Genomic DNA, 18,635 nt, shown 5'->3' on the forward strand with positions numbered 1-18,635 from the left:
CCCGATATTCCACCCCTGGGCCACCGGCACAGACCAGGAATCTCACTCCCTGTCTGAGAAGTCCCGGTAAACCTTCTTCAAGTACGACGCGCAGAGCCGCGGGGCGAAGCGGCGCAGCAGCCAGCGCGAGATCGCGGGCGTGTCGCTGAGCAGCAGACGCTGAATGTCCGGGTCGGCGTGGCGGTCCAGCATGCCGAAGACGACCGGTAGACGGGTTTGCGGCAGGCCCCGCAACGTGTACTCCAGGACCTCGCGCCACTCCAGGTCGTTGACGATGTCCGGCACGAGTGGCAGCACCCGCCGCTCTTGCACCTCGACGTACGAGGACCAAACGCCGGCCAGCTTGCCGAGCACGCCGACCAGATCGGCGGCCGTGTCGAAGTTGGCATCCGTTCGCCATGACGTCTGCAGGCGTGCTGCGCGTTCGCACAGCACGCCCAGGTGGTCATGCTGCTGCTCCAGTTGCGGCAGGGTCGCTGTCAGGGTGGACCCGGCGCGTGCGGAGAGCTTCGGCCAGAGCAGCAGTTCCGCGGCCTCGAGATGCAGTCGAAGGAGGCTTTCCAGCAGATCCAGATGGTCGCAGACGACCTTCGCCCGGGAGCGGACCCTGGGCTTGACGGACAGCACCAGGCCGGCTGCCAGGTAGAGCTCTCCGCGCAGCATTTCGTGGACCACCAGGACGTCGCGAACATCGGCTCCGCCGGGCGACATCACTACTCGACGAAGATGTCGACCGACGGGCGCAGGTCGGCGCACACGCGGAGTACGTCGTGGATCACGTGCTGCTCGAAGTTCGCGATCAGGGCCGGGTCGACGTCGCCGATGACCGGGTAGGCGCGCTGCGTCAGGGCGTAGTCGAAGCGGGGTGCCCATTTGCGAGCGCCGATGCGGGCGGTGATCGAGCAGTTGTCGACGAGGTAGGCGATGCCTCGTGCGTGCATGTAGGGGTTGAGCGAGTCGACGGCCTCGATCACCGATTCGTTGGCGATCTCGGAGTACGGGTGGCCGTACTCGATCAGGGCGTCGATCTGGGCCATCATGACGCCGATGAACACGCCGGCGGTGAAGGGATCCAGCGGGATCTGCTCCGCGACCCGCTCGGCGCGGACGCGTTCACCGACCTGCCACATCGTGGCCTGATCGATCTTGCCCATCGGGAAACGAGCGAGCCGCCGGCCGGCCAGGACGACGCTGCGCAGTTCGTTGCCGGAGCTGACCTCGTCGTAGATCTCGTGGATGAGTTCGGACCCGAGCGGATAGGCGGCGGAGTAGGCCTCGGCGAACTGCCGTTGACCGTCCGCGCTCAGGCGCTTGTAGACGCCGATCATCCCCTCCTGGGAGATCACCCGCGAGATGGGCCCGGTCAACGACTCCGCGGAGTGCCGGAACGCTTCCTCGTCGCTCAGGCCGAGGTCACCGTAGTGGCGGTAGAGGCTTTCGACGAGGCCGTGCAGCCCACCGGCCAGGATGCCGCGTTCGCCGGAGAGGTCCGACAGGTACTCGGACCTGAGGGTGGTCTGGAAGGTGTACGGCGCTCCCAGTGCGATCGACCAGCCGAGGACGCGCTCCACGGCCTGGCCGGTGACGTCCTGGTGTACGGCGAAGCTGGCGTTGATGCCGGCGCCGTTCACGTCCTTGCCCTGCAGGTACAGCGCGCGAACGGATGCGCCCATGCCCTTGGGGCAGACCGCGACCACGTCGATGTCGTCGGGGAACTGGTCGCCCATCAGCTCAAGGTGACCGAGGAGGAATCCGTGCGAGAGGCCGAGCGTGGTTCCGGGCTGCAGTGCGGCGAAGATGTCCTGGTAGGACTCGGCCATCGCGCCGTCCGAGATCAGCAGGACGACCATGTCGGATCCGCGGATCACGTCGTACATCTCGCCGAGGGTGCCGGTCTCCGGCGTGAACCCGGCGTCGATCGCGGCTTGCCAGGAACGTGAGTCGGTGCGCAGCCCGACTGTCACCCTCTGCACGGCTCCCCCGAGCGAGTCGCGCAGGTTCTGCGCTTGCGCCGAACCTTGTGGCCCCCAGCCGATGACGCCGAGCTGCCGGACCCCCTCGAAGGCGGCCGGCAGCCGGTCGAACAGGTGCCGGCCACCGCGGACGATCGACTCGGAGCGGTCGCCGATCGTCAGTGTTTCCTTGTCAAAGATCCTGGTTTCGAAATCGAGCACCGGAGCGGACTCCCTTCCTTGAAATATTCAGGCATGTGGAAGTTATTCAAACGCTTGCCGCCGGCCGGACGATAGGAGTCGCACTCCCCGGTCACAGTTGCCTGAATCACCATCGTCACGAATGGCACCCTCGGCGTTGTCTTCACTGCGACGGCGTCCGGATCCGACCGGATGCCCAGCAGGACGAGGGAGCCACTGTGGCAAGCGAGAAAGTCAATGTTGTGCGGTACGGGACGAAGCCGGGGGCGGCGGCGGCGAATCGCGGCAAGGTCGAGGCGCTGTTCGCTCAGCTGGCAGCGGAGCGGCCGGAAGGACTGAACTACCAGGCGTACGAACTGCCGGACGGGCAGTTCCTGCACATCTCCTCGGGCAACACCGAGCTGCTGCAGTCGCTGAGCGCCTTCAAGGACTTCCAGCAGGCGGGCCTGATGGACGGCGCACCGGAGATCACCCCGTCGACCGTCGTCGGCGTGTACCCCTAGCCGGTCCCGTCCGAGACTGTCCTCGATCCGGGTGCAACCGCCCCGTTGCCCCCGGATCGAGGACTCCCGAAAACTCTGCATCATCGCACTGGAAGGAGAGTAGGAATGGTTCTCATACCTTGGGCCGGACGGGGTCCGTGAGCATGCGACCTATGACGACTGGATATTCGTGGGTCGATCGTGACCCGGTGGTCGCCCTGGTCGAGCAGATCGAGGCCGAGTTCCTCTTCCGGACCGTGGATCCGGTGAAGGAGCTGCTGGGGATCACGACCCATCGCATCGACGACGGCGTCGTCGTTTCGATGCGAAAGGAACTGAACGGCTGGCGGAGCAGGGCGCTCGGGTTCACCTCGGTGACCGAGTCGCTCGTCGGCCGCTTGCTGAACATCTACACCGACGAAGGGGTTTCCGGCGCCACACTGCAGTTCGCACCTGATCTCCTCCCGATGAACTGGCGGTCGATCGCGGCCAGGTACGGCCTCGTCGCCGGTGGCGAGGATCTCAAGCTGATCGCACGGATCGATCAGTTGCAGGTACCTGAAACGGCCCTCCGGGTGGCAGAGGTCGCCCCGGCCGTCGAGCACCCGGACTTTCGATCGTTCGCCGCCTGGGAGACCGACGACATGATTGCCCTTGGCAACCTGTTCGTTCTCGGCGACGCCGGTCTGCTCACCACCACGACGTCCCTGCGAGGGAGCCGGAGAAGGCGTGCCGAATCGGCGGTCGGCGCCGCGGTCATGGCGGCGGCCCGATCGATGGGCTGCCGCCTGCTGGTCGCCGGAACGGAGGCGCCCGGCCCGGACCGCGGTGCGCCGTCACTCAACAATCTCGTCCGCCTCGGCTTCGAACCGGCGTACGTCCGCTCGGACTGGAACGCCCGCCTGCCGCCGGCGCGTTGGTGACAGCTGCTCGACTCCCTGTCAGCACTCAGTGCTGAATGCTGACCAGAAGTGTCACAAGTCGGCGGCCAGGCCGGTCTTAGCTGCGTACTGGCCGTCGACGGAGTGGATGTGATCTGTGTGGCAGTAGGCGAGAGTCCATCCGTACTGGATGACGCTGTGCTGGCTTGGGGGCTCGCAGGCGACTTCAGCAGTGCTTTTGCCGAGGTGAACGGGACCACGCTGCACTACGTCGCCGGCGGCCAGGGGGAACCGCTTCTGCTGTTACCTGGCTGGCCGGTGACGTGGCGCGAGTTCCGCCACGTGATGCCCCTGCTGGCCGAGCGGTACCGCGTGATCGCGGTTGATCTGCGGGGGATGAATCTGTCGGGCAAGCCGGCCGGCGGGTACGACAAGAAGACGATGGCGCGCGACATCTTCGAGCTTGTCCGTCACCTCGGCTACTCGACGGCCAACGTCGCCGGGCACGACATCGGCTCGATGGTCGCCTTCAGCTATGCGGTCAATCATCCCGAGGCCATCAGCAAACTGGCCATCATGGAAGTCGGTCACCCGGACTCCAGCCTGTACGACCTGAAACTGCTCCCGTACGACGGCGCTCCCAACCTGTGGTGGTTTCCGCTCAACCAGATCCATGGCCTGCCCGAGCAGCTGCTCGCCGGCCGGATGCGGTTCGTCGTCGACCATGTCTTCGACACCCACCTCGTCGACCGGAGCAAGGTCGACGTACAGGATCGGCTGGCGTATGCCCGTGCCTACGACAATGCCGAGGCCATCCGGGCCGGAAACGGCTGGTTCCAGGCCTTCGACCAGGACGTCGCGGATTTCAAGGCTTACGACAAGGTGACGGTGCCGATGCTCGGTCTCGCGTCGCCGGCGAACTTCGCGGGCGTCCAGCAGACCTGGCAGCAGGTGGGTACCGACGTCCGGGTAGCCATGATCGACGGCACCGGCCATTTCCTCCCGATCGAACAGCCGGAAGCAGTGGCGCGGGCACTCACGGACTTCTTCGGCTGAGAATCCTCAGTGCTGGAAGACGACGAGCTGCTGGCCGGTGAGGTCGTCGACTCCGAACACCTGGAAGTTGAGACTCAGCACTCCGGTCTCTGGATGCTGTAGACGCACCACTCCGGACGCCTGGGGCTCGTCCTTGCTCCGGGACCACAGCGAGCGGAAGTCGGCGCTCGCTGCGGTCAGCTCGACGACCAGGATTCTGAGTCGTGCGCTCCGGGGGTCGTTGGCGGCGGCCACGCGCAGTCCGGCGATGACCTCGCCGGCGACCTTCGGCCAGTCCGGGAGGAAGTCACGTGCCGCCGGATTGCCGAACACGAAGCGCGCGAGGTTGGTCTCGTGGGCGACTCGGCCGTACAGCCGCTGGGCGGTCACGTTCATGGCCAGGACTTCGAGCAGCGGATCCAGGATGACCGCCGGCTGGTACCGCCAGGAATGCATGAGTTGCAGGAGTTCCGGCTGAACAACCGGTGCTTCGATCACGTTCAGTTGCCTCATCTTCCCCAACCTACGGCGCGACTGCTGGTCCGAGGTAGGAGCTCAACTCCTAGGACGCGAGCTCACGAAGTGCTTCCTCCGCAGGGCTTCCGGGCGCGGCCTGGTAGACGTGCAGCAGCTGCCAGGGTGCGGCGTTCACCGTCAGCGTCTGGTAGGCCAGATCGAGCCGGCCCACGGCAGGGTGCTGAAGCCGGACCACGTCGTACTTCGGCTGCCGCACCTCGTGCTTGACCCACATCCGCGCGAAGTCGGGGCTCTCGTCGCAGAGCCTGCTCACGAGTGCGCGCCGCCGGACCGACGCTTCACACGGAGTGGAAGAGACCGCGTGCAGGCCGGCGACGGCTCTGGTGGCGACGATTTCCCAGTCGACGTAGAACTCCCGGGCGGCGGGATTCAGGAAGGTGAACAGCAGCAGATTCGGTCGTGGTCCGGCAGGTGCGTACAGAGCGGCTGCCAGTGGGCTGGCACTCAGCACGTCCAGCCCGGAGCCGACGATCATGGCCGGGGTGTCCGGCCAGGCTGCCAGCATCCGGCTGAGGTCGGGATTGACTTCCTCGGACACGGACCCGTCGACGGCCAGCTGCGGATGCGCGAGGCGGTGCAGGTGTTCGGTCGCCTCCGCGTCCAGGTGCAGAACTTCGGCCAAGGCTTTGATGACCCGGTGCGAGGGGTTGCGCTCGCGGCCCTGCTCGAGTCGCGAAAGGTAGTCGGCGCTGATGCCGGCCAGCGTCGCCAGGTCCTCGCGGCGGAGACCGGTGGTGCGCAGACTCGGCGGTCCGGCGAGTCCGACATCGGCCGGCTGCAGCAGATCGCGCCGGGCTTTGATGAATTCCCCAAGGCGGTTGTGTTCACTCATCGGCAGTCACCTCAGATGCGTTCGTCGGGAGGGATGTAGGTGAAGGTGGGTCCGGCGCCGGACTGGAAGAGGGCAGTGGCCTGGGCCTTGAGACCGAACATGGTTCGGACCGCGTCGCGGAGCTGCGCCGGGTCCCCGGTGAAGGCCTCCTGCAGGAGATAGAGGATCGTGCAGTAGGTGTTGTCGAAGGCAACCTGTGCCTGGCGGATCTCTGCGGTGGTAGCACCGGTCGACAGCGGGTGGAGACCCGCCGGGTCGACGGTGACCGGCTCGCCGGTCGGGCCGGAGGTCGCCGTGTCGCCGCGCTGGTAGCGCCGGCCGAGTCGGAGTTCCTCGAACCGGTAGTAGTGGGCGACCTCGTCGCGGTCGGGATGCATGATGTCGTGGTCGCCGTCCCAGATCGCGCCACCGGCCGCCCCTTCGCCCTGTTCGACGATCTCTTCGAGCGCGGCGAGCGCCGACGCGAGGTCGGTGACGGCGGCGAGTTTGCCGTCGGTGTGGTGGAAGGCGCCGAAGGTGACCTGGCGGGCCGGGTCGCCGGTGAAGACCTGGTCCGGCCCGAGGCTGTCGCACAGGAAGCGGAACCCGGCCTCGATGGCGTCGTAGAACTGGCCGATCGTCTCGTAGTGATCGCTCTCCGGAGGGCCGGTCGGCGCCTCGGGCTTCTCCAGAGCGAGGAACATCTCGAGTGCCTCCGGCCCGAAGGGGAGGAGTGACAACTTCACCGACCCATGCGGAAGCAGTCGCGGATAGGGAGCCAGCATCTCCGGGGTGTCCAGCCGCGGCTCACCGCCCACCGCGTTCAGCAGGTTCGCGGCCAGTGACAGGTGCACCATCTCCTCGACGAACACACTGCTCACGAGCTCCACCGCGTCCGGATTGCGCGCGGGGTCGAGGGAATACAGGGCATAGAGGTACGGCGGGATCGTCGCGTGCTCCAGTTCGACGGCCCATTGCAGATGCGTGCGCAGGCTCTCGACCGTGTCGATCGCCGTGGTGTCAGGTGCGTTCATATCTGCTAAGACAGAACGGCATCACGATCTGTGACGCCGTCTCAAACGGGTCTGGCTTCAAGCAGCCAAACGCCCTGGGTTTCGGCTGGGAGGGTGTGGGTCGTGGTGAGCTCGTAGCCGGCTCGCCGGAAGAGAGCCTCGAAGTCGGCGCGGGTGCGCTCGCGCCCGCCGAGGTTCACAAGCATGGTGAGGTCGCTCAGGTAGACGCTGCGGGCGACACCGTGTTCGGCCCGGTCGGGGACGACCATGTCGACGACCAGGAGGCGGCCGTCAGCCGGGATCGCGGCGCGGCTGTGGCTGAGGATCAGTTCGCAGCGGTCGTCCGGCCAGTCGTGCAGGATGCTCTTGATCACATGCAGGTCGTAGCCCTCCGGGATCCCCGCGAAGAAGTCGCCGGTCAGCACGGACGCGCGGTCGGTCAGGCCGGCTTCGGCGTACTGGGTGGGTGCCTGAGCGGCGCCCTGGGCCGAGTCGAGGACGGCGCCCCGCAGACCCGGGTTCGCGGCCAGGATCGCGGTCAGCAAGGTGCCGTCGCCGCCACCGATGTCGAGGACGGCGGCGAACCGGCCGAAGTCGTACGCCGATGGCGCGGTCGCCGCGACACTGTGGGTCGCTTCGCTCATCGTCGCGTTGAAGAACGCGGACATCACCGGTTCGGCGGCCAGCCGGTCGAAGAACGGCAGACCGAAGATGGATTCGAAGGTCGGCTGCCCGGTCCGGAGCCCGGTCGCCAGCTTCTCCCAGGGGCGGGTGATCAACGGATCCGTGTACATCTCCGCGAGCGTCCGGAACGACGCGGGGTGGTCGCGGCCGAGCAGCTTCGCTTCGGGCAGTACGGCGAAGTGGTCGTCCTCCGGTTCGACGAACAGCCCGAGCATCGTCAGGGCCCGGAGCAGCCGACGGACGCTGACGACCGGCAGTTCGAGTTCGCCGGCGACCTCGGCGGCCGGCCGGGGTTCGTCGCCGAACACGTCGACGATGCCGAGCTGGGCCGTCGCCCGCACGATGGACGACTTCATGTGGCCGCCGATCAGATCCAGCAGCAGGTCTCCGAGTGGTGCCTTGGTCATCTGCCCTCCTCGGATCCGAGGCTATTGGCGGGAGCCGTGGTCCGAGTAGGAATGTGGTTCCTTGCGTCGTCAGCACAACGAGAATCGACGGCAGAGTGAACTTCTCGCAGGCAATGGGCGCCACCACGCTGTGCGTGGGTGCCAGGGAGTTTGGCTCCCTGGCCGGCCCGGATTTCCGCTGCAACGCTTCGGCACGCCATCCCCCAGCCGAAGGAGTAACTATGAGGAAGAGATTGGCCGGCATCGTCATCGCGGTGGTGACCCTGATGGCCGGTACCGCGGTGACGGCGTACGCGGCGCCACCGCCACGGCTGCCACAGAACGCGAACGGTTACGAGCAGACGTTCTCGCCCGCCTACGACTACGACAACGACGGGTGTTACGCCGTACCCGCGATCGGCGCCGACGGGACTCTCAATCCCGGTCTCAAACCCGGCGGAGCGGTGAACGGCAACTGCCACGACCGATCCGATCTCGACAACGCCCAGACGTACTCACGGTCCAAGTGCAACAACGGCTGGTGCGCGATCGTCTATGCCAGCTACTTCGAGAAGGACCAGGCCAACACCGGCAGCGGCGCCGGCGGTCACCGGCACGACTGGGAACACGTCGTCTCGTGGGTCAATCAGTCGACCGACCGCGCCGAGTACGTGTCCATCACCAGGCACGACAGTCAGGCGACCTACCCGCGGTCCCAGGTTCGTTTCGAGAACACGCACCCGAAAGTCGTGTACCACAAGGACGGAGGCTTCACGCACTACTTCCGGATCGCCAACAACGGTGACGAACCGCCGGAGAACCACTACCACAACTGGCGCTACCCGCCGCTGGTCGGCTGGGACGGCTGGCCGAGCCAAGGCCTCCGCTACGCCCTGATGTATCCGGCCGACTTCGGCAAGGCCACCATCAAGATCACCGACAAGGACGACCGCTTCCGCAAGCTTCTCAACGCCACCAAGCCCGGCGGTATCCCGTTCAATCCCTGGGCCTGATCACAGCGCCTCCCTGTGCCGTCACTGCGGCAGTAGGTCGGCTTTGGTGAGGTCGAAGTTCTTGTCGAAGATGCTGTCCGGGTCGTACTCGGCCTTCAGGGCGCGCAGGCGGCACAGCGTCGGGGCGGGGAAGGCGTCGAGGAGGCGCTCCGGGTCGGTGGTGGTTTCGAAGCTCAGGTACATGCCGTCGAGGTGCGGGTAGAGCTCGCTCCACAGCTGGTCCTGGTACGACGTCCAGTCCGGGAAGGTGACGCTGACGACGGAGAAGTTCTGCTTGCGGTGCGCGTACGCCGTCGCCTCGACCGGTACGTCGTTGACCGCGCCGCCCGCCGAGCGGAACTGCATCATCAGGATCTTGCCCGACTTGATCATCTTCTCGATCACCGCGGAGCTCTCCGGTGTCAGGTGATCCAGCAGACCACTGCGGTTGTGCCTCGGGCCGTTGCCGTCGTGCCGGTAGTCGGGCAGCTGGATCACCGACGCGTACGGCGTCACCTCGGCCTCCTGCTCCAGGACGGGACCCACCGAGAGGAACGGCGCCAGCGCTTCCTGCGCCAACGTCACATCGTCACCCGCGTACACCAGAATGATCTGCGCGATCGGCGGCTGTCCGCGGCGTGCCGGGAAGAGCGCCATGAAGCTGGTCAACTCGCGCGGTGCGTCCTCCACCAGCCGGCCCCAGCGCTCCATCACCGCGGCGGTCTCCGAGGCATCGACGTACAGGGTGGCGTGGACGACGTCGTGCAGTTCGGTCGCCTCGATCTCGAAGGCGGTGACGATGCCGAAGTTGCCGCCGGCGCCGCGGACCGCCCAGAACAGGTCGGGCTCGTGGTCGGCGTCGACCCGGTGGAACGATCCGTCGGCCAGGACGATTTCGACCGCCCGGATGTGATCGATCGTCAGTCCGTAGCTGCGGGCGAGATACCCCAGCCCTGCAGTCGTCGCCAGCCCACCGACGCCCACGCCACCGAAGTCGCCGGAGCTGATCACGAGTCCGTGCGGCTCGAGTGCTGCGGCGACCTGGCCCCACCGCGCGCCGGGTTCGACGCGGACGAGCCGGCGATCCCGGTCGAGGACCTCGACGGCGTTCATCCGGCCGAGATCGATGACGATCCCGCCGTCGTTCGTCGAGCGTCCACTGAAGCCGTGGCCGCCGCTGCGGACCGAGATCGAGACGCCCTGGCTGCGCGCGTAGGACAGCGCTGACCTGACCTCGTCGACGGTTCCGGCCTGGATGACCAGCCCCGGAGAGCCTTTGCGGGCGAACGTGTGCCGCACGCGGTCGTACGCCGGATCTCCCGGCTCGACTGCCTTCGTGCGCAACTCGACCGGCAGCGCGTCGTAGTCGATCCCAGGCACTCGCGCGGCCAGTGCGGCCGGAGTCGGTTCGGCCTTCCGCTCTTTCGCGACGAGCTCCCGCAGTTGCGGGGCGACCTCGTTGCCGAGGACCTGCAGTGCGCGCGGGTCCTCGCCGATCAGGAAGAACGCGCTGAAGCCGTGCTCCAGCACGAGTGGCAGAATCTGCTCCGCCCAGCTCTCCGGGCCGCCCTTGAGGAACGAGTCCGGACCGGGCGGCATCAGGTTGAGCATCCGGATGACGTCGCGTGGATCGCGACCGGCCGCAACTGCGGCCTCGTCGATGACGGTGTTACCGGTGATGTGCGCGCCCGGCTCCAGGTACTCCAGGGTCGGCAACCAGCCGTCGCCCTTCCGTCCCGTCAGCTCGAGGATCCGCGGCTTGTACGCTCCGAGCCAGACCGAGATGTCGTGCGCCGGCCGTGGCCCGCGCTTCGTCCCCGGGACCTGGTAGTGCTTTCCCTCGAAGCGGAAAGCCCCACGGGTGTCGACGTCCCACAGACCGCGCATGATGTCGATCGCCTCGGACAGTGCCTCCAGCCGCTCGCCTGGGGTCTTCACCCCGCCGCCGCCCATGCCGTGGACGGCGTCCGGGAATCCACCGGCCCCGATGCCCAGCTCGAATCGTCCGTGGGACAGCAGATCCAGGCTGGCCGATGCCTTCGCCAGTACGGCGGGCGGACGGAGCGGCAGGTTGAGCACGTTGCCGGCAACCTTGATCCGCTGCGTCCGGGCGGCGACCCAGCTCAGCAAGGTCCAGGTGTCCAGGAACCCCGGGTTGTACGGGTGATCCTGGAACGTCACCACGTCCAGGCCCGCCGCGTCCGCGATCTCCGCCAGGCCCACGACCCGATCCGCGTCACCCGCCGAGGGCGTCAGAAACGCCCCGACCAGCAGCTCATGCCCGTAGTCGGTCACTTCAATTCCTTCCGGAAGCAGATAATCTGCGAGTCAGATTATGGAAACTTCAACCCATCTCCATGATGACTCATTCCCGGAGATCTGCCTGGGTGTGGAACTCCTACCGGCCTGCCGGTCCCGGCGAATACGTTCCGACTGCAGATGATCTTCGGAACAGAAGATCTTGAAACAGTCTCAGGGAGAGAACGACTATGACGACCTTGCTCCGCGTCGACGCCAGCGTGCGCCTGAACGGATCGGTCAGCCGGGCGCTCGCCGACAGTGCCGAAGCGGCCTGGAAGGCCGAACACCCGGACGGTGTGGTGGTCCGCCGCGATCTCGGCCGACACCCGCTACCGGCCACTGCTTGGCCGGCACTGGCCAGGGCGAAGTACGGCGAGGAGCCCGCCACTGCGGCCGAGCGCGACCTCTTGGCCGATTCGGAGGCGTTGGTCGCCGAGTTGGCGGACGAGGTCAAGAGCGCGGACGCGTTGCTGCTCGCGGTTCCGATGTACAACTACGGCATCGCCCAGCACGTGAAGGTCTGGGTCGACCTACTGGTCTTCGACGACGAACTGCTCGGCGCATCGAACCCGCTGCAGGGCCGCCCGGCCATCATCACCATCGCGCGTGGTGGCGGCTACCAGGCCGGTACGCCGAAGCACGGTTGGGACCACGCGACGCCGTACCTGGAGCGCATCTTCGGTGACATGTTCGGGATGAACCTCCGGATCGCGGCTGCCGAGCTCACCCTCGCCCCGGTCACCCCGGGCATGGAAGAGCTGGTCGACTTGTCCAAGGAATCCGAGTCCGGTGCTCATGCCACAGCTGAGGAGCACGGTCTCGCGGTCGCCAAGGAACTGACCGGCAAAGCTGTCTGACAGCTGTACGACGTCACACTGGGACTGGCTGCGACAGCAGGTTCGTGACGGTGACGCGCTGCTCCGCCAAGGCCCCCAGGGCGCCTTCGGCGGCAGCGCGTAGTTCTTTGGCTCCTGCCTCCTCGGGGCCGAGCAGTGCCGTGAAAGCGGCCGCCGCCACGCGGTTGGCCTCGCGCACCTCTTCCACGGGCGCGTCGCTCGTCGAGGTCATGACTCCCGAGAAGAGGTAGTTGACCGCCATTGTCTGGTCAGCGACCGTCCAGTCCGTCCTGGCCAGCAGGTGCGTGCGCCAGATCGGCAGGATCCGGCGCACGAGGGCGTCCGGTCCGAGTGCGTCCAGCAGTGTGGCCGAGCGATCGTCGGTCGTCAGCACGCCGAGCAGCTCGGCGTCGTTGCTGCGTAGGGCGTCGACGTACGGATGCGCCCGGGCCAGGTCGAGCAGGGTGGGACACAACCGGGACGGCCGGATGAGCTCATGGTCGCCGGCCAGCAGGTCGGTCAGCTCGCCGGCCAGATCGAGGAAGTCGCGGCAGATGAGATCCAGCAGCAGGTCTTCCTTGGTCTTCCAGTACAGGTAGACCGTTCCCTTGCCGGTGTGTCCCTTGCGTGCCACCTCCGCGATCGTCACGCCCTTGCTGCCGCGGGCCAGTAGGAGCTCTCCCGCGGCAGCGAGCAGCCGCGCCGCCTTAGGCGGCAGAGTGCCGGGCACGTTGGTCAACCTGTGACTCCTTGCGCTGCTGAGGTGAACCACCCAGAACCTCAGTCAGGATGTTCGCGTTCTTGTACCTGATGACGTCTTCGGCGTTCAGCAGCTTAGCAATCACACGCCGGCCGAAGCGCGTTCTGCCCGCGAGCGGAAGGAGCCGGCGCAGCAGCAGTTGCAGCTTGCTGTCCGGGACGAAGAAGGCACGGTCCTTGACGCCGCTCTCCTGGTAGTAGGCGACGTACGGGCGCATCCCACGCTCCCACTCGGTCAGGACCGACTCCAGGTCGTCGGGGTTCTGTTCGAGCATGGTGCCGAGCAGGTCGGCACCCGCGAGCGCTGACGAGACGCCCATTCCGGCGTAGACGGTCACGCACCAGGCGGAGTCGCCCAGCAGCAGGACCCGGCCCTTGTGCCACGTCGGCATCCGCACCTGATCTGCCGAGTCGAACAATCCGGTCTGACTGGACTCGAGTGTGTTCATGACATCGACCAGCGTTTGCGGCGGGTTCGCGCCGAAGGCGGCCCGCACGCTCTCGACGGCCGGCCGTGACCGCTCGGCCGCAACGTCGTCCGTGCGGTAGCTCAGCATGATCGTGGGGTCCCGGTCCGTGAAGGCGTAGACCCACATCCCTCGATCCGGCTCCAGGAAGGTTGCGCCGACTCCTGGCTCCAGTCCTTCCGGCGTACCGGGAAACTCGAAGGCGGCGATCATGTAACCCAGTGGGTGAAGGAACTTCTCGTGCGGACCGAACACCAGGGAGCGCACCGTCGAGCGGATGCCGTCGGCGCCGATGACCAGGTCGAATCGTTCGGTGCTGGATGTCCCGGTGCGGGCGTCCAGCAAGGTCACGTCCACGCCGTCCGCGTCCTGAACGATCTCCGTCGGCGACGTCGAGTAGCGGACCTCGATGTCTGCCGGAAGCTCGGCGAACGCGGCTTGTTCCACGTCGCCGCGCACCATCAGCCACGGCTGCCCCGGCATGTCGACGTACGACAGACCGGGGCGGTGCTTGCCGCTGCGCGTGAGGTCCACGCCGGGCTGCAGCGACTTGCGGTCGTGCAGATGCTTCAGCATCCCCAACCGTTCCGCGGCCGCCCGGCCCGCCTCGAACAACACCACGAAGTAGCCACCCAGCCGCCGTGCTGACGCCCGCTCGACGATGACCGGCTCCCAGCCCGCCATCCGCAGCCGCTTGGCCGTGGCCATTCCACTGATTCCCATACCCACGACGAGGACTCGCCTCGAGGTCATCTGATCCATGCTTCGAGCATACTGACCCGATTGGTCAAGTGGTCAGTTTTGTGACCGGGAATTTGACTCCTACTCGACGATGGTGATCACCAGGGCCGGGCAGAGCGCAGCGGCCTGGCGGACGCCGTCGGCCAGTTCGGCCGGTGGGTTGTCGTTGAGCAGTACGACGATGCCGTCCTCCTCGCGCTGGTCGAAGACGTCCGGTGCGCTGCTGACGCATTGCCCGGAAGCGACGCATTTGTCCTGGTCGACGATGATCTTCACGATGACCTCGATTCGTTGTGGTGGTGGGGTTGCCAGGTAACGGGCAGCGAGGCGACGCCGTACACGGTGGCGTCGTGCTTGAACGGGATCTCCGCCAGCGGCACTGCCAGCCGCAAAGTCGGGATCCGGTGGTAGAGCGTGCGGTACACGACCTTCAGCTCCATCCGCGCCAGTGGTTGCCCGAGGCATGCATGCGGGCCGAAGCCGAACGCGACGTGCCCGCGGGCGTCCCGGGTCAGGTCGAGGGAGTCCGGATCCGCGAACACCTCGGGATCCCGGTTCGCGATGTTGTTGGCGAAGACCACGTTGTCGCCGGCCTTCAGCGTGTGACCTTCGAACTCGAGGTCCTCGACGACCTGGCGCCAGCGGCCCATGTGGGCGATGTTCAGGTAGCGCAGGAGCTCCTCGACGGCGCCACCGACGACGGCCGGGTCGTCGGTCTTCTTCAGCAGCTCGAACTGGTCGGGATGCTCGAGCAGCGCCAGGGTGCCGAGGGCAATCATGTTCGCGGTCGTCTCGTGGCCGGCGACCAGCATCAGCAGTCCGTTCCCGGCCGCCTCGCTGCGGCTGAGGTTCCCGGCGCGGACCTGCTCGGCGAGATCCGTCAGGAGGTCCTCACCGGGGTTGGTGATTTTCTGACCGATCAGCTCGTCGAGGAAGCTGCCGAGGTTGGAGTGGGCCTTCAGCTGGTCGGCCGGGCCGGCCGTGGTGTCGAGCAGGGACAGGCTGTTCTGCTGGAAGAAGTCGTGGTCCTCGTACGGGACGCCGAGCAACTCGCAGATCACCAAGGAGGGGATGGGCAGTGCCAGCGCAGACATCAGGTCGGCCGGATTCGGCCCGGCGAGCAGGTCGTCGATCAGCCGGTCGACGATGCGCTGCACTTTCGGGCGCAGCGCCTCGACGCGCTTGACGGTGAACGGTGCCGTCACCATCCGCCGCATCCGGGCATGTTCGGGGTCGTCCAGCGTGATGAACCCGCCCCCGAACCGGTCGTCCTGCGGCAGTAGTTGCGGGCTGGAGCTCTGGAAGTTCGGCCGGGAGACATCGGAGCTGAGCCGGGGATCGGCGAGCAGCCGCTGACCGGCGTACCGGGTGATCATCCAGGCCGGTCTGCCGAAGACCGAGATCCTGGTCAGCGGAGCTTCTTCCTGCAGTTGTTTGAGCAGCGGCGGCGGGTCGAACGGACATTCGGCCGCCCGGGGCATCGGATATTCGGGCACATCATCGGTGCTCATCGCTGTCCTTCCAGAGGTTGGCTACCAGGTCACCGGTAGCGAGTGAACGCCGTAGAGGGCGCTGTCCTGCTTGAAACCGATGTGGTCCATCGGCACTGCGCTCCGCAGCGTCGGGATCCGGCGGTAGAGCGTGCCGAAGACGACCTGCAGTTCCACCCGGGCCAACGGTTGCCCAAGGCATGCATGCGGCCCCACGCCGAAGGTGATGTGCCGGCTCGCGTCCCGGGTCAGATCGAGTCGGTCCGGCTCCGCGAACACGCTCGGATCCCGGTTGGCGATGTCGCTGGGAAACAGGATGCCGTCGCCGGCCTTGAGCAGCCGGCCGCCGTACTCGAAGTCCTCGATGACCTGGCGCCGGCGGGAATGATGGTTGATCGTCAGGTAGCGCAGCAGCTCCTCGACCGCGCCGGCTACGACGGCCGGGTCGTCGGAGTCGCGCAGCAGCTCGAGCTGGCCGGGATGCTCGAGCAGGGCCAAGGTGCCGAGGGCAATCATGTTGCTGGTCGTCTCGTGTCCCGCGGACAGCAGCAGTACGCCGATTCCGGCGGCGTCCCAGCGGGTCAGCCGGCCGGCCCGGACCTGCTCGGCCACACCGGACAACAGGTCGTCACCGGGATCGGCGAGTTTGTCGCCGACCAACTTGTCCAGGTACTTTCCGATGCCGATCCGGGCCTGGATCCGGTCCTCCATCGGAAGGCCGACATTGGCCAGCTGACTGCCGGCCCGGTCGAAGGCGTCCCGGTCTTCGTACGGCACCCCCAGCAGCTCACAGATGACCTGCGACGCCGTCGGCAGTGCGAATGCGGTCACCAGATCGACCGGCCGGGGCCCGTCCAGCAGCTGGTCGATGAGCCGGTCCACGATGCCCTGGATCCGCGGACGCATCGCCTCGACCCGCTTGATCGCGAACGGTGCGCTGACCAGGCGCCGCAACCGGGCATGCTCGGGGTCGTCCATCACGATGAATCCGACCGAGCCCCGTTCGCTCTCCGGGAGCGGATCCCGGGTCGTGCCGGGAAAGTCCGGCCGGAACACATCCGCGCTGATCCGCTGGTCGGGGAGCAGCTGCCGCTGATCGTCGTACCGGGTGACCATCCAGACCGGCTTGCCGAAGACCGCGACCTTGACCAGCGGCGCCTCCTGCTGCAGCCGGGTGAGTTGTGGGGGTGGGTCGAACGGGCAGCCCGCGGCCCTGGTCATCGGGTAGTCCGGCACCGATTCGGTGGTTGTCATCGCGTTCCCTTTCGTGTCGTGGGCGCTACGTCAGGTACTGCTGCTTGTGCAGGCGGATCTGTTTGGGCATGTTCCACCCGAGTACGGCGATGATCCGGTCGTCGCGGCGGTAGTGGGCGACGAACCGGTGGTCGGCGGGGTCGCCTTCGACGACGGTCAGCTCGGCGTCGGCCGCCTGGATTCCGTGGACCTGGATCTTGGTGAGGTACTGGTCGGACCAGAAGTACGGAACCGGTGTGTAGGGACGCGGTTCGCCGAGGATGTTCGCCGCCACGCAGCCGGCCTGCTCGGTGGCGTTCGTCCGGTTCTCCAAGCGGAGCAAGGCTTTCTGACCGTCGTGGTACCAGCGCGCGACATCGCCGGCCGCGTAGATCCCGTCGGCCGCTCGGCACCGCGAGTCGCACACGATCCCGTTGTCGAGCTGCAACCCGCTGCCGGCCAACCACTCCGTGGCCGGATCGGCGCCGATGGCAACGATCACGACCTCGGCCGGCAAGTGTTCGCCGGTCGCCAGCCGGACCCCGTTCACCCGCCCATCCGTCGACGTCAGGCCGAGCACCGCCGTACCCAACCGCAGACGGACACCCTCGGCCGTGCGCAGTTGCGCCACCAGCCCAGCGACCATTGGCCCGAACTGACTCTCCAGCGGAGCCGCTTGCGGCCCCGTCAGCGTCACGGTGCACCCCAGCTGGCGGGCAGTGGCAGCGAGCTCGACCCCGAGCACGCCGTCTCCGACCACCACCACGTTCGGAGCGTTACTGAGGGCCGCGCGGAGCGCGGTCGCATCGGCGAGGGTGCGCAGGACATGGACACCTGCCAGCCCGGCCTGCTGGGGGAGGGTGCGAGCGCGGAGGCCGGTGGCGATGACGATCGCGTCGGCCGTGAGCGCGCGCCCGGCCGCGCTGCGGACAAGTCGGCGATCCACGTCGAGGGAGATCGCCGGGTCGCCGAGGATGAAGGTCGCGCCCAGCGCTTCCAGCATCGAGTCCGGCCGGAGCCTGGTGCGGTCGGCGTCCCAGTCGCCGCGCAGGTACTGCTTCGACAACGGCGGCCGATCGTACGGCGGGCTGTCCTCGGCCCCGAGGATCGTGATCGGGTCCTGGTAGCCCAGCCTGCGCAGGGCTTCCGCGGTCGACAGGCCGGCGGCTGACGCGCCGACGATCAGCACGCTCATGGCTCCACCGCCGCCAACGTCTGCAGCGGGTCCGAAACTCTCAGTAACGATCTACGCACACTGGGTAGACCCTCGTCGCGTCGCCGCTGTGACATCGCCAGCCTAGGAATTTAACTCCTAGGGTTGTCAGGGGAGTCACTCCTAGCTTCGTCAAATGGCAATCACGTTCGCCGACTGTCTCGGTGGGAAGTCATGAGGGGCTATGTGCGCCTCGTCCTGGTGGTGTTCGGCGTGGGTGATCTGATCCTGGCCGGCTGGATGACCTTCTTCCCGGCCGACTTCTACGCCCTGCCCACGCTGGACTGGACGCCGCCGTACAGCGAGCACCTGATGCAGGACGTCGGTGGCGAGAAGCTCGGGCTCGGCATCGTGCTGACCATGGCCGCCATCACCTTCGACCTACTGCTGACCAGAGTCGCGCTGCTCGCCTACACGGCCTACGCACTCACCCACCTCGTCTTCCACCTCGGACATCTCCATCCGCACGAACGCGGGCTGTCGATCGAGCTGGTGGTCGTCTTCTCCCTCAGCGTGATCGCACCGCTGACCGCGCTGATCGCAACCCGCACCACCGCGTTCAGGACGGCAGACCAGCAGTTGGGCGCGTAACGAACCAGGTCTGACCTGCGGTAAACCTGT

General features: G+C 67.0%; 19 protein-coding genes. 6 read left to right on the forward strand and 13 right to left on the reverse strand.

Annotated features, from left to right (window positions below):
* Positions 1-42: 42 nt before the first annotated feature.
* Together ACFCV3_RS10795 and ACFCV3_RS10800 are read right to left on the reverse strand one after the other, a co-directional pair.
* Positions 43-714 (reverse strand): hypothetical protein, encoded by a 672-nt coding sequence (locus tag ACFCV3_RS10795; RefSeq protein ID WP_376028570.1) that lies wholly within the window; start codon positions 712-714, stop codon positions 43-45.
* The gene (locus ACFCV3_RS10800) at positions 714-2,174 is read right to left on the reverse strand and encodes a ketol-acid reductoisomerase (RefSeq protein ID WP_376028573.1); all 1,461 of its coding nucleotides are present in this window, start codon (positions 2,172-2,174) and stop codon (positions 714-716) included. Before ACFCV3_RS10800 ends, ACFCV3_RS10795 begins: the two co-directional genes overlap by 1 nt.
* A gap of 197 nt (positions 2,175-2,371) precedes the next feature.
* Between ACFCV3_RS10800 and ACFCV3_RS10805 the strand changes: the two genes are divergently transcribed.
* The 3 genes from ACFCV3_RS10805 to ACFCV3_RS10815 all read left to right on the forward strand — a co-directional run bounded on the left by ACFCV3_RS10805 (position 2,372) and on the right by ACFCV3_RS10815 (position 4,572).
* Positions 2,372-2,656, forward strand: coding sequence for a hypothetical protein (locus ACFCV3_RS10805; protein ID WP_376028576.1), 285 nt, complete (start codon positions 2,372-2,374; stop codon positions 2,654-2,656).
* Between the two features lie 152 nt (positions 2,657-2,808).
* Positions 2,809-3,558 (forward strand): hypothetical protein, encoded by a 750-nt coding sequence (locus ACFCV3_RS10810; protein ID WP_376028578.1) that lies wholly within the window; start codon positions 2,809-2,811, stop codon positions 3,556-3,558.
* 48 nt (positions 3,559-3,606) lie between these two features.
* On the forward strand, positions 3,607-4,572 hold the full coding sequence (locus ACFCV3_RS10815) for an alpha/beta fold hydrolase (protein ID WP_376028581.1): 966 nt from the start codon (positions 3,607-3,609) through the stop codon (positions 4,570-4,572).
* A 6-nt stretch (positions 4,573-4,578) separates the two neighbouring features.
* Here ACFCV3_RS10815 and ACFCV3_RS10820 read toward each other — a convergent pair whose 3' ends face one another.
* Genes ACFCV3_RS10820 through ACFCV3_RS10835 form a run of 4 tightly spaced genes read right to left on the reverse strand, consistent with a single transcriptional unit; the run spans position 4,579 to position 8,003 of the window.
* Complete coding sequence (locus tag ACFCV3_RS10820) at positions 4,579-5,064, reverse strand: hypothetical protein (protein WP_376028584.1); 486 nt, start codon at positions 5,062-5,064, stop codon at positions 4,579-4,581.
* Positions 5,065-5,113: 49 nt separating this feature from the next.
* Entirely contained in the window at positions 5,114-5,920 is an 807-nt protein-coding gene (locus ACFCV3_RS10825) for a helix-turn-helix domain-containing protein (protein WP_376028587.1), read from the reverse strand.
* 11 nt (positions 5,921-5,931) lie between these two features.
* The gene (locus ACFCV3_RS10830; protein WP_376028590.1) at positions 5,932-6,933 is read right to left on the reverse strand and encodes a ferritin-like protein; all 1,002 of its coding nucleotides are present in this window, start codon (positions 6,931-6,933) and stop codon (positions 5,932-5,934) included.
* 41 nt (positions 6,934-6,974) lie between these two features.
* A complete protein-coding gene (locus ACFCV3_RS10835; RefSeq protein ID WP_376028593.1) occupies positions 6,975-8,003 on the reverse strand; it encodes a methyltransferase in 1,029 nt (342 codons plus the stop codon).
* A 221-nt stretch (positions 8,004-8,224) separates the two neighbouring features.
* Here ACFCV3_RS10835 and ACFCV3_RS10840 point away from each other — a divergent pair, with 221 nt between their 5' ends.
* Complete coding sequence (locus ACFCV3_RS10840; RefSeq protein WP_376028595.1) at positions 8,225-8,995, forward strand: NPP1 family protein; 771 nt, start codon at positions 8,225-8,227, stop codon at positions 8,993-8,995.
* 21 nt (positions 8,996-9,016) lie between these two features.
* Here the strand turns inward: ACFCV3_RS10840 and ACFCV3_RS10845 are convergent, their stop codons facing one another.
* Positions 9,017-11,269, reverse strand: coding sequence for an LLM class flavin-dependent oxidoreductase (locus tag ACFCV3_RS10845; protein WP_376028598.1), 2,253 nt, complete (start codon positions 11,267-11,269; stop codon positions 9,017-9,019).
* Positions 11,270-11,463: 194 nt separating this feature from the next.
* Between ACFCV3_RS10845 and ACFCV3_RS10850 the strand changes: the two genes are divergently transcribed.
* A complete protein-coding gene (locus tag ACFCV3_RS10850; RefSeq protein ID WP_376028600.1) occupies positions 11,464-12,132 on the forward strand; it encodes an FMN-dependent NADH-azoreductase in 669 nt (222 codons plus the stop codon).
* A gap of 13 nt (positions 12,133-12,145) precedes the next feature.
* Here ACFCV3_RS10850 and ACFCV3_RS10855 read toward each other — a convergent pair whose 3' ends face one another.
* The 6 genes from ACFCV3_RS10855 to ACFCV3_RS10880 are packed head-to-tail and all read right to left on the reverse strand — an operon-like array spanning position 12,146 to position 17,996.
* Entirely contained in the window at positions 12,146-12,841 is a 696-nt protein-coding gene (locus tag ACFCV3_RS10855; RefSeq protein ID WP_376028741.1) for a TetR/AcrR family transcriptional regulator, read from the reverse strand.
* Positions 12,819-14,099, reverse strand: a complete 1,281-nt coding sequence (locus ACFCV3_RS10860) for an FAD-dependent monooxygenase (protein WP_376028602.1) — start codon at positions 14,097-14,099, stop codon at positions 12,819-12,821. Before ACFCV3_RS10860 ends, ACFCV3_RS10855 begins: the two co-directional genes overlap by 23 nt.
* Positions 14,100-14,159: 60 nt before the next feature.
* Positions 14,160-14,354, reverse strand: coding sequence for a ferredoxin (locus ACFCV3_RS10865; RefSeq protein ID WP_376028603.1), 195 nt, complete (start codon positions 14,352-14,354; stop codon positions 14,160-14,162).
* Complete coding sequence (locus ACFCV3_RS10870; protein ID WP_376028605.1) at positions 14,351-15,589, reverse strand: cytochrome P450; 1,239 nt, start codon at positions 15,587-15,589, stop codon at positions 14,351-14,353. The genes ACFCV3_RS10865 and ACFCV3_RS10870 overlap by 4 nt, the downstream gene beginning before the upstream one ends.
* 21 nt (positions 15,590-15,610) lie before the next feature.
* Positions 15,611-16,822, reverse strand: coding sequence for a cytochrome P450 (locus ACFCV3_RS10875; protein WP_376028608.1), 1,212 nt, complete (start codon positions 16,820-16,822; stop codon positions 15,611-15,613).
* A 25-nt stretch (positions 16,823-16,847) separates the two neighbouring features.
* Positions 16,848-17,996 (reverse strand): NAD(P)/FAD-dependent oxidoreductase, encoded by a 1,149-nt coding sequence (locus ACFCV3_RS10880; RefSeq protein ID WP_376028610.1) that lies wholly within the window; start codon positions 17,994-17,996, stop codon positions 16,848-16,850.
* Positions 17,997-18,188: 192 nt separating this feature from the next.
* On the opposite strand from ACFCV3_RS10880, the gene ACFCV3_RS10885 reads away from it, so the two are divergent.
* Positions 18,189-18,605, forward strand: coding sequence for a hypothetical protein (locus ACFCV3_RS10885; RefSeq protein ID WP_376028612.1), 417 nt, complete (start codon positions 18,189-18,191; stop codon positions 18,603-18,605).
* Positions 18,606-18,635: the final 30 nt, after the last annotated feature.

It is taken from the genome of Kribbella sp. NPDC056345, assembly GCF_042262745.1.
Taxonomy (GTDB): Bacteria; Actinomycetota; Actinomycetes; order Propionibacteriales; family Kribbellaceae; genus Kribbella.

Coding starts and splice junctions, on each gene's coding strand:
- ACFCV3_RS10810 (WP_376028578.1), top strand. CDS start 2,809: ATGACGACTGGATATTCGTGGGTCGATCGTGACCCGGTGGTCGCCCTG.
- ACFCV3_RS10820 (WP_376028584.1), bottom strand. CDS start 5,064: ATGAGGCAACTGAACGTGATCGAAGCACCGGTTGTTCAGCCGGAACTC.
- ACFCV3_RS10825 (WP_376028587.1), bottom strand. CDS start 5,920: ATGAGTGAACACAACCGCCTTGGGGAATTCATCAAAGCCCGGCGCGAT.
- ACFCV3_RS10830 (WP_376028590.1), bottom strand. CDS start 6,933: ATGAACGCACCTGACACCACGGCGATCGACACGGTCGAGAGCCTGCGC.
- ACFCV3_RS10835 (WP_376028593.1), bottom strand. CDS start 8,003: ATGACCAAGGCACCACTCGGAGACCTGCTGCTGGATCTGATCGGCGGC.
- ACFCV3_RS10840 (WP_376028595.1), top strand. CDS start 8,225: ATGAGGAAGAGATTGGCCGGCATCGTCATCGCGGTGGTGACCCTGATG.
- ACFCV3_RS10850 (WP_376028600.1), top strand. CDS start 11,464: ATGACGACCTTGCTCCGCGTCGACGCCAGCGTGCGCCTGAACGGATCG.
- ACFCV3_RS10860 (WP_376028602.1), bottom strand. CDS start 14,099: ATGGATCAGATGACCTCGAGGCGAGTCCTCGTCGTGGGTATGGGAATC.
- ACFCV3_RS10870 (WP_376028605.1), bottom strand. CDS start 15,589: ATGAGCACCGATGATGTGCCCGAATATCCGATGCCCCGGGCGGCCGAA.
- ACFCV3_RS10875 (WP_376028608.1), bottom strand. CDS start 16,822: ATGACAACCACCGAATCGGTGCCGGACTACCCGATGACCAGGGCCGCG.
- ACFCV3_RS10880 (WP_376028610.1), bottom strand. CDS start 17,996: ATGAGCGTGCTGATCGTCGGCGCGTCAGCCGCCGGCCTGTCGACCGCG.
- ACFCV3_RS10885 (WP_376028612.1), top strand. CDS start 18,189: ATGAGGGGCTATGTGCGCCTCGTCCTGGTGGTGTTCGGCGTGGGTGAT.